Below are 17,796 nucleotides of genomic sequence, written 5' to 3'. Positions count from 1 at the left end.
GAAATTCCCACACCCAATCAGTGAGCGTTATTTATGAAAGTAGGCATCATCGGCGCAATGGAGCAGGAAGTCACCCTGCTGCGCGATCAAATCGAAAACCGTCAGACCATTCAACGCGCGGGCTGTGAAATCTATACCGGCCAGATCGGCGGTGTTGACGTGGCGCTGCTCAAATCCGGCATCGGTAAGGTTTCTGCCGCCATGGGCACCACCCTGCTGCTGGAACACTGCAAGCCGGACCTGGTGATCAATACCGGTTCCGCCGGTGGCCTGGCCAGCACGCTGAAGGTCGGCGATATTGTGGTATCCGAAGAAGTGCGCTACCACGATGCCGACGTGACCGCCTTTGGTTACGAGCCAGGCCAAATGGCCGGCTGCCCGGCGGCGTTTGTGGCAGACGACGCGCTGATTGCGCTGGCCGAAAGCTGCATTAAGCAATTGAACCTGAACGCTGTACGCGGCCTGATTTGCAGCGGTGATGCTTTCATTAACGGTGCAGAGCCACTGGCACGCATCCGCGCTACCTTCCCGAACGTAGCGGCAGTAGAAATGGAAGCCGCGGCAGTCGGGCACGTCTGCCACCTGTTCGGCACGCCGTTTGTGGTAGTGCGCGCTATCTCTGACGTGGCCGACAGCGAATCGCACATGAGCTTTGACGAGTTTCTTGTCGTGGCGGCCAAGCAATCTACGCTGATGGTCAACGCCATGCTGCAGACTCTGGCTAAGCGCGGTTGATGTGACGCGACGCTTTTCAGCCCTGCTGTGGCTGCTGGCATTATGGATGGCGCTGCCTGCCGGCGCCGCCCAACGGGTGATCAGCCTGGCACCCAACACCACCGAGCTTGCCTATGCTGCCGGCATGGGCGATACCCTGCTGGCAGTGAGCGCTTATTCCGATTATCCCCCGGCGGCCAGCAAGCTGGAACAAGTCGCTTCCTGGCAAGGCATCAACCTGGAGCGGGTGCTGGCGCTAAAGCCGGATCTGATCCTGGCCTGGCGCGGCGGCAATCCACAACGGGTGCTGGATCAGATCGCCTCTTTTGGCATCCCGATCTTTTATGCCGATGCCACCACCATCGATGACATCGCCCAGCGGCTGGATGACCTGGCCCAATACAGCCCACACCCAGAACAAGCGCATCAGGCCGCGAACGCGATCCGTCAGCAAATTGCCGCGCTGAAAGCAAAATATCCGCACAGTCAGCCGCGACGGGTGTTGCTGCAATTCGGCACCCAGCCGCTGTTCACCAGCTCTGGCGCGACGTTGCAAAGTCAGGTGTTGTCGTTGTGCGGCGCAGAGAACATCTTTGCCGACAGCCGCATGCCGTGGCCGCAAATCAGCCGCGAGCAGGTACTGGCCCGCCAACCGCAGGCCATCGTCATTACCGGCGACCAAAAAGAAATCGCCAGCGTGAAAGCCTTCTGGGCGCCGCAACTGCAGGTACCGGTGCTTGCGGTGAATGGCGACTGGTTCAACCGCGCCGGCCCACGCATCATGCTGGCGGCCCAGCAACTGTGCAGCCAACTGGCGGAGATTCATTAATGCTGGTGTTCTGGCTGGATATTCTCGGCACCGCGGTTTTCGCCATTTCCGGCGTGTTGTTGGCAGGCAAGTTGCGGATGGATCCGTTCGGCGTACTGGTGCTCGGCGTAGTCACGGCGGTCGGTGGCGGCACCATCCGCGATATGGCGTTAGCCAACGGGCCGGTATTCTGGGTGAAAGATCCGACCGACCTTGTGGTCGCCATGATCACCTGCGTGCTGACGCTGCTGTTGGTACGCCAGCCACGCCGTCTGCCCAAGTGGATCCTGCCGGTGCTGGACGCCGTTGGGCTGGCGGTGTTTGTCGGCATCGGAGTCAATAAAGCCTTTGCGGCCGACGCCAGTCCGCTGGTGGCAATCTGCATGGGGGTGATCACCGGGGTCGGCGGCGGTATTATCCGCGATGTGCTGGCGCGGGAAATTCCGATGATCCTGCGAACCGAAATTTACGCCACCGCCTGTATTATCGGCGGCATTGTGCATGCTACGGCCTATGCGACCTTCGGTATGCCGCTGCAACAGGCGATGATGCTCGGCATGGGCATCACGCTGGCGATCCGCCTGGCGGCCATTCGCTGGCACCTGAAACTTCCCGCTTTTATCCTCGAACGCTAATCGCTCCGCCCGGTTTCGGGCGGAGCTTTATCAGGCTGTCACATTTCAAAACAGAATTTTCGACTAATTAATAAGCAAAGTGTTATTATCAACGCCTGAAAAATGCAGGGAAAACAATGTAATAAACTTTTTAACTCCAGGTTAATTATTATCCCGCCCTGTTAAATCTTATTAACTTTTTGCCGATAAGCCACTATGTGATTGCTTACGGATGGCTATTCCCCAAATGATGAAAAATATTCTGTTTTTATTCAGTGCGCTGCTGTGCAGCCCCCTCGTTTATGCCGGTGCCACCAGCGGGCAAATCGGTGTCAGCCTGACCATTACCCCAAAGTGCAGCGTGCGTACTGACGGCCCAGAGCCTCAGATAAAATGCGGCGGTACGGCCGATCCCCAGCCTAAAGTCACCCGCAGCCGGTTGCTGACCGAGGGTGAACATAATCCTCATCAGGAGCTGGTCACGGTGGAATGGTAGCGATAAAAAAACCCGCAAACCGGTGAGGTTGGCGGGTTTTATACTGCAGCAGGCAGGATCAGACGCTGAACGAGGATCCGCAGCCGCAGGTGGTTTTGGCGTTCGGGTTGGTCACCACGAAGCGGGAGCCTTCTAGCCCTTCGGTATAATCGACCGAACCGCCGACCAGATATTGCAGGCTCATCGGGTCTACCACCAGCGCAACGCCCTGCTTCTCGATGGTCATGTCGCCATCGTTGACCTTGTCGTCAAAAGTGAAGCCGTACTGGAATCCGCTGCAGCCGCCACCGGTAATATAAACCCGCAACTTCAGATCCGGATTTTCTTCATCAGCAATCAGGACTTTAACCTTGCTTGCTGCTGCCTCGGTAAATTGCAGGGGCAGTGCTGTTTCATCACTCATACTCTTTACTCCCAACATTGTTCTGCATCAGGTCGCTACAATGGCGGCCGGATTAATGTTATTGATTATCTAATACCTGAGTGTTGCGTTCAAGTATTCACCGCATTTGTTGTATCTTCTTTACCTGTTTTATCTGCCGCTTCACGCGCCTGCAGCGCTTCCTGACGCTGTAAGGTACGGGCCAATATTGAGGAATACAACGGCTTACCGCCGAGGAACTGTGCTACCAAGGTAGCCCCCAGGCAGGTAATAATCATTGGCAGTATCAGCTGGTAGTTATCGGACATTTCCAGCACCAGCACAATGCCGGTCAGCGGCGCACGCACCGTGGCGGCAAACAAGGCGCCCATTCCGGCAATGGCAAAGGTACCGGCCTCGATACCGTAGGCAGGGAACAGATGAGCACCGGCCAGGCCAAAGGCGGTGCCAAACAGCGTACCCAGCGCCAGCATCGGCGCAAAAATCCCGCCCGGCGCGCCGGAGCCAAAACATAACAGCGTGGTGATCACCCGGGTAATAAAAATAAACATCAGCATGCCGACGCTGTAGTTACCTGCCGCGGCGATCGGGATCAGCCCAAAACCCCCGCCGGCCGCTTCCGGCTGGATCAGCCCCAGAATGCCGCAAATGCCGCCAAGCAATCCGCCTATCAGCAAAACCTTACGCATTTTGCCGCCGTGCAGGCGAGCGAACATGTCCTGGGTGCGGAAAATCAGCGCGTTGAACATCACGCCCACCGCACCAAAGATCGCCCCCAGCACCAAGTACAGCCAAAGGGTATTAATCGGTGCCGAAGAGAGCTTGCCCACTGCGATCACCGAACCCTCGCCGTTGAACAGCTGGAACACCACGCTCGACATAATGACGCCGATAAATACCGCTTTAATCGAGATCAGGTTATAGCGGAACTGCGGACGCATCTCTTCAATAATAAACAAAATGCCTGCCAGCGGTGCGTTGAAGGCGGCGGAAAGGCCGGCAGCCGCACCGGTAGCCAATAGCGAATGGCGTGCTTCGGCACCGCGCAGGCGGAAGATATCCAGCACCATGCGCCCGACATTGCCGCCCATTTGCACCGTAGGCCCTTCACGACCCAGCACCATGCCTGCCCCCAGCGTTCCCATGCCACCGATAAACTTCACCGGGATCACTCGCCACCAGCGCACCGGGCGCAACTCTTCCAACGCCCCTTCGATCTCCGGGATACCCGAACCGCCCGCCTCCGGGGCAAAACGGTGCACCAGGTAGTACCCCAACACCGCCAACGCGGCGGAAAGAATAAAGGCCAGCGGCCAAACCAGGATCCAATAATCGGCGACCTGTGCCAGCCCGGACAAACGCTGTTGCTGCACCCAATCCACCGCTTTATCAAAGGCCACGCCGAGCAAACCCGCCAGGGTTCCCACCAGTGCCGCCATCAACAGGATCGCCACCGGCGTTTTATCCCGGCGTATAAGCTGGCGCACCGCGTCGCTACGTTTCAGGCGCGGAGCACGCGCTAGCGGCGGTTGTTGCTGTAATTCAGTCATAATGGGTTATTCATTAATGGAATCAAATGTAATACAAATAGGCTAGCTGATTATTCTAGCCTACCCGCTGACTGACCGCCCCTCTAAATAGGTATCTGACTGTGATCGTTTCATATCGGCGAACACTTCACTAGAATAGCGCGGTCAAATCATTCAAACAGAATCCAGGAGCCGATTTATGAGCTTACACAGCAAGTCCGAAAGTCTGTATGCCCAGGCAAAACAGGTAATCCCAGGCGGGGTTAACTCTCCGGTGCGTGCATTCAACGGCGTTGGCGGTGTGCCGCTGTTTATCGAACGGGCGGACGGGGCTTACCTGTTCGACGTCGACGGCAAAGCCTATATCGACTACGTCGGTTCCTGGGGCCCAATGGTATTGGGGCACAACCACCCGGCGATCCGCAACGCGGTCATCGAAGCGGCGCAGCGCGGCCTGAGCTTTGGCGCCCCTACCGAGATGGAAGTTAAAATGGCGGAGCTGGTCACCGAACTGGTGCCGACCATGGATATGGTACGCATGGTGAACTCGGGGACCGAAGCCACCATGAGCGCCATTCGTCTGGCGCGCGGCTATACCAACCGCGATAAAATCATCAAGTTTGAAGGCTGCTACCACGGCCACGCGGACTGCCTGCTGGTGAAAGCCGGTTCCGGCGCGCTGACCCTGGGCCAGCCAAACTCCCCGGGCGTGCCAGCTGACTTTGCCAAGCACACCCTGACCTGCACCTTTAACGATCTGGACTCGGTACGCACCGCATTTGAGCAGTACCCTTCCGAAATCGCCTGCATCATCGTCGAACCGGTCGCCGGTAACATGAACTGCGTACCGCCACTGCCAGAATTCCTGCCGGGCCTGCGTGCGCTGTGCGACAAGTACGGCGCGCTGCTGATTATCGACGAAGTCATGACCGGCTTCCGCGTGGCGCTGGCCGGGGCACAATCCTATTACGATGTGGTGCCTGACCTCACCTGTCTGGGTAAAATCATCGGCGGCGGCATGCCTGTTGGCGCATTCGGCGGCCGTCGTGAAGTGATGGCAGCGCTGGCACCAACCGGCCCGGTCTATCAGGCGGGCACGCTGTCCGGTAACCCGATTGCGATGGCGGCAGGCTTTGCCTGCCTGACCGAAGTTTCGCAGGTCGGTGTCCACCAGACGCTGACCGAACTGACCGATATGCTGGCAGCCGGCCTGCTGCACGCGGCGAAAGAAGAAAACGTCGCGCTGGTGGTGAACCACGTTGGCGGCATGTTCGGCCTGTTCTTTACCGATGCGCCGTCAGTCACCAGTTATCAGGACGTGATGCAGTGCGATGTAGAGCGCTTCAAGCGTTTCTTCCATCTGATGCTGGAAGAAGGGGTTTATCTGGCGCCTTCTGCCTTCGAGGCCGGCTTTATGTCCATTGCGCACAGCAAAGAAGATATTCAGCGCACTATAGATGCCGCGCGCCGCTGCTTCGCCAAACTGTAAGTTTCGGCTATCCAATAAAAACGGGCGCTCTGCGCCCGTTTTTATTTCCAAATTTCGCCGTCAGAGCAAAGTACCGTAAATCGTCAGCAGTGCTACCACCACCACGATAATCATCGTCACCTTACGTGCCAGGGTTACCGCCGCCCGCGGGGTCTGCACCGGATCCATATGGGGATCACGCGCCAGTGAGAACTGTGCCAGCCGCGTCAGCACCTGATACTGCGAAGAATGGAGATCGCCCAGCGATGCAAACCATGCCGGCAGTGCTCGCTCACCATGTCCAAACAGGGCGTAAGCCACACCGGCCAGACGCACCGGGATCCAGTCCAGCCAGTTCAACAGATGATCGATGCCCGACTGCGAACGCTCCAGCGGGGTATTATGGCGCGCCAACCAGGTCTGGTAAGCACGCAGGAAGGAGTAGCCCGCCAGCGCAATCGGCCCATAAGGCCCGCAGACCACGAACCAGAACAGCGGTGCCAGATAATAACGGAAGTTAATCCACAGCAACGCATTTTGCAGTTCACGCAGGCGCAGCTCTTCGCTGCAATCCACCGGCAAACCGTGGATCAGTGCCAGCTCCTCCGCCATCTGGTCGCTGGCATGAGCATCCCCTTGCCGCGCCGCTTTCAGATAGGCGCGATAGTGTTTACGCTTGATGCCCGCACCCACACACAGCAAATCAATGATAATCCACAGCAACAGCGTCACTACGCCGAAAAACAGCCCTTGGGACAGCCACAGAATGCCCCCGACCACCACCATCCAGGCCAGGGTCATCAGCAACGTCTGCGCCAGCGAGAACCGATGCAGCCGATGAAACACCACCTCCAGCCGATGGTCCAACTGCCAATGCTCACCCAGCTTGAACAAACGTTCCCACGCCAAAACCAGTAACAGCGTAAACAGCGTCATTAGCGACTCCTCTCCCTTTCCATTGTTCCAAGCATAGCGTCATCGGGCTTGCCGGGTTGTTCCAGAGATGCCAGATTTAAATCCCGGTAAAATATCGCCGCTGGATCGGATTAATACCAGATTAGCGGTGCAACCACCGCGCTGCGGTGGTACTTATCATGGCAACAGAGTAGCATGTTCCCCCTACGATATTACCGTCCATTTCGGAGTTTTCTATGCCGACACGCCGCTACAGTGCCGACAGTCGCCGCACCGAGCTTCTTGAACGAATTGAAAGCGATATCCCCTATGCCGTTGCCCAGGCGCTGCGTGAAGACCTGGGTGGTGAAGTCGATGCCGAACGCGATATTACCGCGCAATTATTACCGGCCGACACCCAGGCCGAAGCCACCATTATTACCCGCGAGCCCGGCATCTTTTGTGGTAAGCGTTGGCTGAATGAAGTCTTCATTCAACTGGGTAACCAGGTGAAAGTGGAATGGCAGGTGGCGGACGGCGATAGCCTGGTCCCAGACCAGCCGCTCTGCAAACTGACCGGCCCGGCTCGGATATTGTTGACCGGTGAGCGCACCGCACTGAATTTTGTCCAGACGCTTTCCGGCGTAGCGACCGAAGTCAGCCGCTACGTGGCGCTGTTGCAGGGCACGCAAACCCGCCTGCTGGACACCCGAAAAACTCTGCCAGGGCTGCGCACCGCGCTGAAATATGCCGTACTGTGCGGCGGCGGCAGTAACCATCGCCTGGGGCTTTCCGATGCCTTCCTGATCAAGGAAAACCACATCATTGCCTCCGGTTCGATTAAAAAGGCGGTCGAGAAAGCCTTCTGGCTGCATGCCGACGTGCCTGTAGAGGTGGAGGTCGAATCGCTGGATGAACTGCAGCAGGCGCTGGATGCCGGTGCCGACATCGTCATGCTGGATAATTTCAGCGTCGAGATGATGCGTGCTGCCGTGGCGCAAACTCAGGGGCGTGCCCAACTGGAAGTTTCAGGCAACGTGACCAGTGAAACCCTGCGCACCTTCGCCGAAACCGGCGTGGACTACATCTCTGTTGGCGCCCTGACCAAACACGTGACTGCGCTCGATCTGTCGATGCGCTTTAAATAAAGTCCGTCATCCCTGCCTCCCTGTCCATCGGGGAGGTATTTTCTCGTCAGAATTGCGAAGCTCGCCCCATCTTTTTTCTTTCCTCTGCAATGCGGATAAATTGCTGTGGAACTGCGCCCAAAAACGACCATAACCCGCTCGAAACCCACGTCCTGTACGCTTACCTTTGCTTCCACATTCACACGGAGGCAACAACAGATGGAAACACAGCGCGGCTTTACCCTAATCGAACTGATGGTGGTGATCGCCATTATCGCCATCCTGAGCGCCATAGGCATTCCCGCCTACCAGCGCTATATCCAAAAAGCAGCGATGACCGACATGCTGCAAACCATGACGCCGTATAAACTGGCCGTTGAGTTGTGCGTGCTCGACACTGGCGCGCCAACCGGCTGTAACGCCGGCAGCCAAGGTATCCCTGCCGGTGATGCCTCACGCTACGTCAGCGCAGTCAAGGTCACCCAGGGCGTGATCTCACTGACCGGTACGCAAACGCTGCAAGGGCTGACGGTCGCACTAACCCCAACCCAAAACGCCAGCGGCCTGACCCGTTGGACACGTCAGTGCACTAGCAGCAACGCCAATCTGCAGGAAACCTGTCAGGAAGTTTTCCGTTTTGACGCCACCGCAACGGCACCAACGCCATGAGTACGGCAATCAGTGACGAAATCCATGCGCTGTGCCGCCGTTATCAGGCACTGGCTCTCAGCGAAGATCGGTACTGCCTGAATGTGGCCCTGACGGCAGAGGCGCCACAGGCGCTGCTGTCGGCGCTGCGTTTCGCCACCGGCAAGCGCATTCATCTGGAACAGTGGCCGGCCGCCCGGCTGGAAATGGAACTGAACCAACGTCAAATACAAGGCGATCGCCCTCCGCAAGAAGCGCCGGAGACACAACCTGATTCACCCTCATTAAACGACGACAGTGACGCTCCCGTTGTGCAGTTTATCAATCAGACGCTGCGCATCGCCATTCAACGGCGTGCCTCGGATATTCATTTCGAGCCTTACCAACAGACGCTACGTATCCGCCTGCGTATCGACGGGGTACTGCAGGCGATAACCTCACCGCCATTCACGCTCGCCGCTCGCCTCATCGCCCGGCTGAAGATCATGGGGCAGTTGGACATTGCCGAACGTCGCCTGCCACAGGATGGTCAGCTCAGCGTGCAATTGGATAACGCCAGTTACTCAATGCGCATCGCCACCCTGCCCACGCTGCACGGCGAAAAAGTGGTGCTGCGAGTCCTGCAAACCGAACGCCAGGAGCTACCGCTGGATCGGCTGGGAATGGATCCGCCAGCGTTGGCGGAGTTTGCCGCGGCATTGTCCTGTCCACAGGGTATGATCCTGGTCACCGGCCCGACCGGCAGTGGTAAAACCGTGACGCTTTACAGCGGCCTGCGTCAGTTGAATGATGCGCAAAGTAATTTATGCAGCGTCGAGGATCCGATCGAGATCCCGTTGTTTGGCGTTAACCAGACGCAAATCAATGCCAAAACCGACCTGGATTTTTCCCGCGTTTTACGCGCCTTACTGCGACAAGATCCGGACGTGATCATGATCGGTGAAATCCGCGACAGGGAAACGGCAGAGATCGCGGTTAAAGCCGCGCAAACCGGCCATCTGGTGTTGTCCACATTGCACACCAACTCCACCAGCGAAACCCTGACGCGCCTGACCCATATGGGGATTCCCGGCTATCTGACTGCCGCCTGCCTGAAGCTGGTGATAGCCCAACGGCTGGTGCGCAAACTTTGCAGCCACTGCCGCTATCAGCAAAGCCAGCCCATACGCTTCCCTGCCGCCATTTGGGCCACGCCCCTGCTGCCCTGGCAGGCTGATGGCTGCGAACACTGCTTTAGCGGCTACTACGGCCGCACCGGGGTATATGAATTACTGACTATCACCCCAGAGGTGCAGGCCGGGCTGTTACGGAGCGCCGCTCCTGGTGAACTGGCCGACATTGCACAACAGCAAGGGCAAACAACGCTGCTGCAAGCCGGGTTAACGCTGGTTTCACAAGGCGTCACATCGCTGGAAGAGGTATACCGTATTGTCGGCATCATTGCCGGTGAGGAGGCACCGTGAAAGCGCTGCGCCTTTTCCTCTGGCAGGCGATTGACCCTCTGGGTCAACTGCGTCAGGGCGAACTGATGTGCAGCGAAAAGAATTTGGTCAGCCACTGGCTGATCGAACAAGGGCTGCAGCCCTGCCAGATTAACAGCGGAAAACGTATTGCCCCCAGTCAGTGGCGCGGCGAACCCTTGATCCAGTTCACCCGCCAACTTGCCACCCTGCTGCAGGCCGGGTTGCCGCTGGTCAGCGGGTTGCAATTGCTGGCGGCAGAACACCCGTCTGCCGCCTGGCGCTGTCTGCTGCGGGACATCAGCGAACAGGTGCAGCAAGGCCAACCCTTTTCCGAGGTTATCGCCGGGCAACATGCCATCTTTCCTCTGATCTACCGCCAGTTGATCGCCATTGGGGAACTGACCGGCCACCTGGATCAGTGCTGTTTGCAACTGGCCCAACAGCAGGAAGCACAGCAAAAATTGCAGAAGAAAGTGGTTAAGGCGCTGCGTTATCCCTTGTTTATCTGCGCAGTAGCGCTGTTGGTGAGCATTCTGATGTTGGTCATGGTGTTACCGGAATTTGCCGGCGTCTATCAGTCCTTCAATGCGCCGCTGCCGTGGTTTACCCAGGGGCTGCTGAACCTTTCTACCTGGTTGATCCACGGCGGCCCCTGGCTGGTGACGGGGATGGGTTGCACAATATTTGCTTATTTTCGAAGACTGCACCCGCAGTCACACTGGCGCAGGCGCGAACAGGCGGCATTACTGCGCCTGCCGCTGATCGCTCAATTGATCAAGGGCGGTTGCCTGAGCCAAATATTCCGCATTCTGGCCATGACTCAGCAGGCCGGGCTCACGTTGGTTGAAGGATTGAATGCCGCAGCGCTGTCGGTGGACAACCTGTTTTACCGACAGGCGATGGAGAAGGTGCAGCACCAGATAGCGCAGGGTCAGACTTTCCACAGTGCGTTGGGGGAACAGGCACTTTTCCCCCCACTTTGTCAGCAGTTAGTCCGGGTGGGCGAAGAATCCGGCTCGTTAGATACACTGTTGGGCAAGCTGGCGCTGTGGCATGAGCAGCAAACTTTTGAGTTGGCCGATACGCTGGCGCAAACACTGGAACCGATCTTGATGCTGGTGGTGGGCGGGATCGTCGGCACGCTGGTGATCGCCATGTATTTGCCGATATTCCAGTTGGGGAATGTTTTGGGGTAAGTTCTGGAAAACCTTGAGTGCAGCACTGAACTGCGCCCAAGGTTTGGTCAGGCTGAAGCGAGCCGGATTAGTTACTGCCGAATACGCGGTTTTCCTGCTCCGCTACGCGGATAAAGGTGGTGCGTTTGGTCAGCTCTTTCAGACGTTCCGCACCGACATAAGTACAGGCGGAGCGCAGGCCACCCAGGATGTCACGGACGGTAAACTCAACCTCGCCACGCAGTGGCAGTTTGACGGTTTTGCCTTCTGCCGCACGGTACTGGGCAACACCACCGACGTGACGTTTCATCGCCGATTCGGAACTCATACCGTAGAACAGCATGAATTTCTCGCCGTTCTCTTCCACTACTGTGCCTTCGCACTCGTCATGACCGGCCAGCATGCCACCCAGCATGACAAAATCTGCGCCGCCACCAAAGGCTTTAGCTACATCACCCGGTACCGAACAACCGCCATCACTGACGATCTGACCGCCAAGGCCGTGTGCCGCATCGGCGCACTCGATCACCGCAGACAGCTGCGGATAACCCACACCGGTTTTCACTCGGGTGGTGCAGACTGACCCAGGACCAATACCCACTTTGACGATATCGGCACCGGAGAGGATCAACTCTTCAACCATTTCACCAGTGACCACATTGCCGGCACAGATCACATGGTTCGGACAGGCTTCACGCGCTTTCTGCAAGAAGGCGACAAAATGCTCTGAGTAACCGTTGGCGACGTCGATACAGATAAACTTCAACCCCGGCGACAAGGCCAGAATTTGCTGCATCTTCACAAAATCAGCTTCTGAAGTGCCGGTTGAAACCATAACGTGGCGCAGCACCGATGCCGGTACGCGCTGCACAAATGCGGCCCATTGTTCAAGGGTGTAGTGTTTGTGTACGGCGGTGAGTACGTCGAAGGAAGCCAGGGCCTCTGCCATGCTGAAGGTGCCGACTGAGTCCATGTTGGCGGCGATAATCGGCACGCCGGACCAGCTCAGGCCAGAATGTTTGAAGGTAAACTGACGCTCCAGTTCAACTTCTGAACGGCTTTTCAGCGTGGAGCGCTTAGGGCGAATCAGCACATCTTTAAAGCCTAACTTCAAATCTTCTTCAATACGCATGACTTATGATTTCCTGGTTTATGGCGACGGATCGCAGAACGCAATGTCTTGAAAGGCGACGGTAGATTAATGCCAGTTCCAGTGACGCTATCATACGCGCTAAAAATCGCCGGACAAGACTGCGAATTCTCCTTTATTTACGCTACAATCCGACAAATTTACCTGCGAATACGCAGTGTGACCGCCCGCTCATTTTTTCTTTCCGTCTGCATTTTTTATCACCGTACAGCGCAAGCTGCCGAACAAGCGCCGCCTGCTGACTTGCACTTCTGCGCGATCGCTTTATGATTCGTCTATTATTTTTTTATGAACATCAGGTGCATTCCCTACCATGGCCTACATTGTTGCGTTGACAGGGGGTATCGGCAGCGGTAAGTCAACCGTGGCAGACGCCTTTGCCCGCCATGGCGTGACGGTGGTCGATGCAGACGTTATCGCCAGGCAAGTTGTCGAACCTGGCACCCCGGCGCTGGCTGCTATCGCCAAACGTTTTGGTAATGAAATGTTGCAGCCTGATGGCAGGCTTAACCGCGCTGCGCTCCGTCAGCGTATCTTCAGTAACCCGGATGAAAAGAGCTGGCTGAACCAACTGCTGCACCCGCTGATTCATCAGGAAACCCAATGCCAACTGGCGCAAGTGACCAGTCCTTATGCACTTTGGGTGGTTCCCCTGCTGGTTGAAAACAACCTGCAGGCACGCGCCGATCGCGTCCTGGTGGTCGACGTTGACAGCGAGACTCAGTTGGCCAGAACCATCGCCCGCGACGGCATCAGCCGTCAGCAGGCACAGAACATACTGTCCGCGCAGGTCACGCGCGAGCAGCGCCTGGCCGCTGCAGATGACATAATTGATAATAGCGGCACCGCTCAGGGGATAGAGCCATTGGTTGCCGCACTGCATCGCCGTTACCTTGAGCTGGCGGCATCAGCGACCCGACAGGATTAAACTGAATGAGTGATGTTTCCCCAAGCGTTCTTTTTGAACACCCGTTGAATGAAAAAATGCGTACCTGGTTGCGTATGGAATTTTTACTGCAGCAATTGCACGGCCAGCGGGCATTGAGCGAAACAGCCATTGCCCTGACCTTCTTCCGTACCGTCGCCGATCTGCTCGATGTGCTGGAACGCGGCGAAGTGCGCACAGAGTTACTGAAAGAGCTGGAACGACAGCAGCAAAAGCTTTTGGCCTGGGCCGATGTGCCAGGTGTCGACATGTCGCTGGTGGATCAGTTGCGCAATCAGTTGAAACAGCGCGGGGCGGCATTGATGTCTGCTCCGCGTCTTGGCCAGTCGCTGCGTGAAGACCGGCTGATTAGCCTGGTGCGTCAGCGCCTGAGCATCCCCGGCGGGTGTTGCAGCTTTGACTTGCCGACCCTGCACATGTGGATGCATGCGCCCCAGCAAGAACGGGATGATGACGTAGCCAACTGGCAGCAAACGTTGGAGCCACTGAACCAGGCGCTGACCATGGTGCTGGATCTGATCCGTCAGTCCGGGCAGTTTCGCAATCAGATCAGTTTGAACGGTTTCTTCCAGGATAACGCGGAAGGCGCCGATCTGTTGCGCTTGCGCATCAATCTGGCACACCAACTTTATCCGCAGATTTCCGGCCATAAGACGCGCTATGCGATCCGCTTCCTGCCGCTGGACAGTGAGCTTGGCGTGGTACCGGAACGATTAACCTTTGAGTTGGCCTGTTGCTAACCCAATGACATAAAAACCTTTCACGTGTTGGAAGGGAGTAAGGAACAGATATGACGACCGTAGTGAAATGCCCAACCTGTGGCAAAGGTGTAGTTTGGGGTGAAGTGAGCCCGTTCCGCCCGTTTTGCAGCAAACGCTGTCAGTTAATCGATCTGGGCGAGTGGGCCGATGAAGAGAAGCGTATTCCCAGCAACAGCGATCTGTCGGAAAGCGAAGAATGGAGTGAAGGACAAATCGGTCCGGAACCGATTTGAACGCTGCTTGCAGCGGCCCTGTAAGGGTGAGACTCATGGACGAGTCGAATAAGACGATCGTTGATCGATCGTCTTTTGTCGGCCTGGTTTCTGCCAGGCCGCTCGTTTTACTGTGCAGCGTTCGCCTGTGCCACCAACAGTTTGATAATACTGACATTGGCCTCCGGGAATTCTTCCTCCCGTAAATCAGCCTGTTTCACCCAGCGCATTGGCTGACCTTCACGGCCAAACGGCTCACCTGCCCAACCTTCTACCAGATAAAAATTCAGCGTCACGATACGATCGCTAAATCGGTGTTCAAGCACTTCCAATAGCTCTGCGCTCTTGGTTTCAATGCCGGTTTCTTCCTGCAGTTCACGGCTAAGCGCCTGCTCCGGCGTCTCCCCCTGCTCAATCTTGCCGCCAGGAAACTCCCAGAAACCGGCCATATGTGAATCGGCGGCACGCCGGGTAATAAAGATTTCCTGCTGGGCGTTTCGAATGATGCCAACGGCGATGTTCAGATGTTTCATCGCATCCTCCTGATTGATCCATCGGGGCACGGGCTTCACCCCAAAAAAACAGGGGCTCAGCACGCTGAACCCCTGGGTTTTATTGGTTAAACATTGCCGGGCTTAGCTCTGAAGACGGCCGTGGCACTGTTTGTATTTTTTACCGGAACCGCATGGGCAAGGATCGTTACGCCCTACTTTACGTTCTGCCGTTGCCGGCGCATTCGGATCCTCGGTAACCAGCGCATTTTCTTCATAGTGGCTCAGCTGTTGCTGCTTGGCCAGGCGCTCGGCTTCTTCACGACGCTGCAGCTCCAACGCTTCAACCTCTTCCGGCATCCGCACCTGAACCTTGCTCAGTACGCTGATGACTTCATGCTTCAGCGATTCCAGCATGGTGGCAAACATGTTGAAGGACTCGCGTTTGTACTCCTGCTTAGGATCTTTCTGCGCATAACCACGCAGATGGATGCCCTGACGCAGGTAGTCCATCGCCGCCAGATGCTCTTTCCACAGGGAATCCAGTGTCTGCAGCATCACACCCTTCTCGAAGTTGCGCATCATCTCGACGCCAACCACTTCTTCTTTACGCTGGTACTCTTCTTTCGCCTTTTCCAGAATACGCTCACGCAGAGTTTCTTCGTGCAGCTGAGGCTCTTTGTCCAACCATTCGGCGATTGGCATATCCAGATCGAAGTCGTTTTTCAGGCGCTCTGTCAGCCCCTCAATGTCCCACTCTTCTTCCAGCGATTCTGGCTGAATGTAGCCGTCGATAGTGGTCTTGAACACGTCTTCACGGATGCTGGTGATGGTTTCGCTAACGTCAGACACGTCCAACAGTTCGTTACGCTGGCTGTAGATAGCGCGACGCTGGTCGTTGGCCACATCATCGTATTCCAGCAGTTGCTTACGAATGTCAAAGTTGCGGCTTTCCACTTTGCGCTGTGCATTGGCAATCGCCTTGGTGACCCATGGGTGCTCAATGGCCTCACCTTCTTTCATACCCAGTTTACGCATCATGCTGGAAACGCGATCCGAGGCGAAAATACGCATCAGAGCATCTTCCATCGACAGGTAGAAGCGGGATGAACCGGCATCACCCTGACGACCTGAACGGCCGCGCAACTGGTTATCGATACGGCGTGATTCATGACGCTCGGTACCAATGATGTGCAGGCCGCCTGCGGCCAGTACCGCATCATGGCGAATTTTCCAGGCTGCCTTGATTTCGGCAACTTGCTCTTCAGTTGGGTCTTCCAACTGTTCAATCTCGGCCTGCCAGCTGCCGCCCAGCACGATATCGGTACCACGACCCGCCATGTTGGTGGCGATAGTGACCGCACTGCTTTGGCCTGCTTGGGCCACGATGTCCGCTTCCATGGCGTGGAATTTGGCGTTCAGAACCTTGTGTTCGATACCGGCTTTGGTCAGTTCGCGGGAAACCACTTCGGATTTTTCAATCGAGATGGTCCCCACCAGCACAGGCTGTCCGTTGACGGTACGTTCACGGATATCTTCAATGATGGCGCCAATCTTCTCCAGCTCGGTCATGTAGACCAGATCCGGCATGTCCTTACGGATCATCGGACGGTTAGTCGGCACCACTATGGTATCGAGCTTGTAGATAGAGCTGAATTCAAAGGCTTCGGTGTCGGCGGTACCGGTCATCCCCGCCAGCTTCTCGTACAGACGGAAGTAGTTCTGGAAGGTGATGGAGGCCAGCGTCTGGTTCTCGTTCTGGATTTCCACGCCTTCTTTGGCTTCCACCGCCTGATGCAGACCATCAGACCAGCGACGCCCCTGCATGGTACGGCCGGTGTGTTCGTCAACGATAATGACTTCACCGTCTTTTACGATGTAGTCAACGTCACGGGTAAACAGCACGTGAGCACGCAGCGCAGCGGTCACGTGGTGCATCAGCATGATGTTGGTCGGTGAGTACAGTGACTCGCCTTCATCCATGATGCCGGCTTCCATCAGCATTTCTTCGATCAGGATCAGACCGCGTTCGGTCAGGTGCACCTGGCGCGCTTTCTCGTCAACCGAGAAGTGGCCTTCGCCCTGGAAGGAATCGGAATCTTCTTTTTCCTGACGGATCAACTGAGGGATCAGCTTGTTAACTCTGATGTACATCTCGGAGCTGTCTTCAGCCGGACCGGAGATGATCAACGGAGTACGCGCTTCATCGATCAGGATGGAGTCGACCTCATCCACCAACGCATAGTGCAGCTTGCGCTGAACTCGCTCTTCCGGACTGAACGCCATGTTGTCGCGCAGGTAGTCAAAGCCGTATTCGTTGTTGGTACCGTAGGTAATGTCGGCGGCATAAGCTTCACGCTTGGCCGGTGCCGGCATACCTGGCAGGTTGATACCGATGCTCAGGCCGAGGAACTCGAACAGTGGGCGGTTATTTTCGGCGTCACGCTGTGCCAAATAGTCGTTCACTGTAACCACGTGCACGCCACGGCCGCTCAGGGCGTTCAGATAGGCCGGCAGGGTTGCAGTCAGGGTTTTACCTTCACCGGTACGCATCTCTGCGATACAGCGATCGTTCAGTACCATACCGCCCAGCAGCTGCACATCGAAGTGACGCATGCCAAACACGCGCTTGCTTGATTCGCGCACTACGGCGAAGGCTTCCGGCAGCAGGTTTTCCAGCACTTCACCCTTTTCCAGGCGCGCGCGGAACTCGTTGGTCTTGGCTTTCAGTTCGTCATCGGACAGTTTTTCCATGTCCGGTTCCATCTGATTGATCAGTTCAACCGCTTTACGCATGCGACGCAGTGTACGATCGTTACGGCTACCAAAAACTTTGGTCAATAATTTCACTAACATGATGTTTGATATCTCTGTCATGACAGCCAACACAGGCCGTCAATTTGCTGTTATTTTTAGGT

Annotated in this window: 18 protein-coding genes; 12 read left to right on the top strand and 6 right to left on the bottom strand. The window is 56.5% G+C overall.

What is annotated here, in order from left to right; translation table 11 throughout:
• Window positions 1–33: 33 nt before the first annotated feature.
• The 4 genes from mtnN to ACNT1W_RS05830 all read left to right on the top strand — a co-directional run bounded on the left by mtnN (window position 34) and on the right by ACNT1W_RS05830 (window position 2,632).
• Window positions 34–735 (top strand): 5'-methylthioadenosine/S-adenosylhomocysteine nucleosidase, encoded by a 702-nt coding sequence (mtnN, locus tag ACNT1W_RS05845; RefSeq protein WP_261422213.1) that lies wholly within the window; start codon window positions 34–36, stop codon window positions 733–735.
• 46 nt (window positions 736–781) lie between these two features.
• Entirely contained in the window at window positions 782–1,543 is a 762-nt protein-coding gene (btuF, locus tag ACNT1W_RS05840; RefSeq protein WP_390901873.1) for a vitamin B12 ABC transporter substrate-binding protein BtuF, read from the top strand.
• Window positions 1,543–2,157, top strand: coding sequence for a TRIC cation channel family protein (locus tag ACNT1W_RS05835; protein WP_012005233.1), 615 nt, complete (start codon window positions 1,543–1,545; stop codon window positions 2,155–2,157). The genes btuF and ACNT1W_RS05835 overlap by 1 nt, the downstream gene beginning before the upstream one ends.
• 226 nt (window positions 2,158–2,383) lie before the next feature.
• On the top strand, window positions 2,384–2,632 hold the full coding sequence (locus tag ACNT1W_RS05830; RefSeq protein ID WP_135345175.1) for a hypothetical protein: 249 nt from the start codon (window positions 2,384–2,386) through the stop codon (window positions 2,630–2,632).
• Window positions 2,633–2,690: 58 nt separating this feature from the next.
• Here the strand turns inward: ACNT1W_RS05830 and erpA are convergent, their stop codons facing one another.
• A complete protein-coding gene (erpA, locus tag ACNT1W_RS05825; RefSeq protein ID WP_012005231.1) occupies window positions 2,691–3,035 on the bottom strand; it encodes an iron-sulfur cluster insertion protein ErpA in 345 nt (114 codons plus the stop codon).
• A gap of 89 nt (window positions 3,036–3,124) precedes the next feature.
• Complete coding sequence (gene clcA / locus ACNT1W_RS05820) at window positions 3,125–4,564, bottom strand: H(+)/Cl(-) exchange transporter ClcA (RefSeq protein WP_012005230.1); 1,440 nt, start codon at window positions 4,562–4,564, stop codon at window positions 3,125–3,127.
• Between the two features lie 178 nt (window positions 4,565–4,742).
• Here clcA and hemL point away from each other — a divergent pair, with 178 nt between their 5' ends.
• Entirely contained in the window at window positions 4,743–6,032 is a 1,290-nt protein-coding gene (hemL, locus tag ACNT1W_RS05815; protein WP_017891616.1) for a glutamate-1-semialdehyde 2,1-aminomutase, read from the top strand.
• A gap of 60 nt (window positions 6,033–6,092) precedes the next feature.
• Here hemL and ampE read toward each other — a convergent pair whose 3' ends face one another.
• Window positions 6,093–6,947 carry a beta-lactamase regulator AmpE gene (gene ampE, locus ACNT1W_RS05810; RefSeq protein WP_012005228.1) on the bottom strand — a complete coding sequence of 285 codons (855 nt, stop codon included), beginning with the start codon at window positions 6,945–6,947 and terminating at the stop codon, window positions 6,093–6,095.
• Window positions 6,948–7,162: 215 nt separating this feature from the next.
• On the opposite strand from ampE, the gene nadC reads away from it, so the two are divergent.
• The 4 genes from nadC (at window position 7,163) to hofC (ending at window position 11,339) form a co-directional block, all read left to right on the top strand.
• Window positions 7,163–8,053: a carboxylating nicotinate-nucleotide diphosphorylase gene (gene nadC / locus ACNT1W_RS05805; protein ID WP_261131970.1), complete on the top strand. Its 891-nt coding sequence runs from the start codon at window positions 7,163–7,165 to the stop codon at window positions 8,051–8,053.
• 198 nt (window positions 8,054–8,251) lie between these two features.
• Window positions 8,252–8,701 carry a prepilin peptidase-dependent pilin gene (gene ppdD, locus ACNT1W_RS05800; RefSeq protein WP_012005226.1) on the top strand — a complete coding sequence of 150 codons (450 nt, stop codon included), beginning with the start codon at window positions 8,252–8,254 and terminating at the stop codon, window positions 8,699–8,701.
• Complete coding sequence (gene gspE / locus ACNT1W_RS05795; RefSeq protein ID WP_419246511.1) at window positions 8,698–10,143, top strand: type II secretion system protein GspE; 1,446 nt, start codon at window positions 8,698–8,700, stop codon at window positions 10,141–10,143. The genes ppdD and gspE overlap by 4 nt, the downstream gene beginning before the upstream one ends.
• Entirely contained in the window at window positions 10,140–11,339 is a 1,200-nt protein-coding gene (hofC, locus tag ACNT1W_RS05790; protein WP_419246510.1) for a protein transport protein HofC, read from the top strand. Before gspE ends, hofC begins: the two co-directional genes overlap by 4 nt.
• Window positions 11,340–11,406: 67 nt before the next feature.
• Here hofC and ACNT1W_RS05785 read toward each other — a convergent pair whose 3' ends face one another.
• Complete coding sequence (locus tag ACNT1W_RS05785; protein ID WP_012005223.1) at window positions 11,407–12,450, bottom strand: GMP reductase; 1,044 nt, start codon at window positions 12,448–12,450, stop codon at window positions 11,407–11,409.
• 331 nt (window positions 12,451–12,781) lie between these two features.
• Between ACNT1W_RS05785 and coaE the strand changes: the two genes are divergently transcribed.
• Genes coaE through yacG form a run of 3 tightly spaced genes read left to right on the top strand, consistent with a single transcriptional unit; the run spans window position 12,782 to window position 14,408 of the window.
• Complete coding sequence (gene coaE, locus ACNT1W_RS05780; RefSeq protein WP_017891611.1) at window positions 12,782–13,396, top strand: dephospho-CoA kinase; 615 nt, start codon at window positions 12,782–12,784, stop codon at window positions 13,394–13,396.
• Window positions 13,397–13,401: 5 nt separating this feature from the next.
• The gene (gene zapD / locus ACNT1W_RS05775; protein ID WP_012005221.1) at window positions 13,402–14,154 is read left to right on the top strand and encodes a cell division protein ZapD; all 753 of its coding nucleotides are present in this window, start codon (window positions 13,402–13,404) and stop codon (window positions 14,152–14,154) included.
• Window positions 14,155–14,204: 50 nt separating this feature from the next.
• Window positions 14,205–14,408: a DNA gyrase inhibitor YacG gene (gene yacG, locus ACNT1W_RS05770; RefSeq protein ID WP_012005220.1), complete on the top strand. Its 204-nt coding sequence runs from the start codon at window positions 14,205–14,207 to the stop codon at window positions 14,406–14,408.
• Between the two features lie 107 nt (window positions 14,409–14,515).
• On the opposite strand, the gene mutT is transcribed toward yacG, so the two are convergent.
• A complete protein-coding gene (gene mutT, locus ACNT1W_RS05765) occupies window positions 14,516–14,920 on the bottom strand; it encodes an 8-oxo-dGTP diphosphatase MutT (RefSeq protein WP_419246509.1) in 405 nt (134 codons plus the stop codon).
• 102 nt (window positions 14,921–15,022) lie between these two features.
• A complete protein-coding gene (secA, locus tag ACNT1W_RS05760) occupies window positions 15,023–17,734 on the bottom strand; it encodes a preprotein translocase subunit SecA (RefSeq protein WP_419246508.1) in 2,712 nt (903 codons plus the stop codon).
• Window positions 17,735–17,796: the final 62 nt, after the last annotated feature.

Source organism: Serratia sp. NFX21, from assembly GCF_048517035.1.
GTDB classification, from domain to species: domain Bacteria; phylum Pseudomonadota; class Gammaproteobacteria; order Enterobacterales; family Enterobacteriaceae; genus Serratia; species Serratia quinivorans.
The sequence above is the reverse complement of the archived record's forward strand: the minus strand, read 5'-3'. Positions and strand labels throughout refer to the sequence as shown.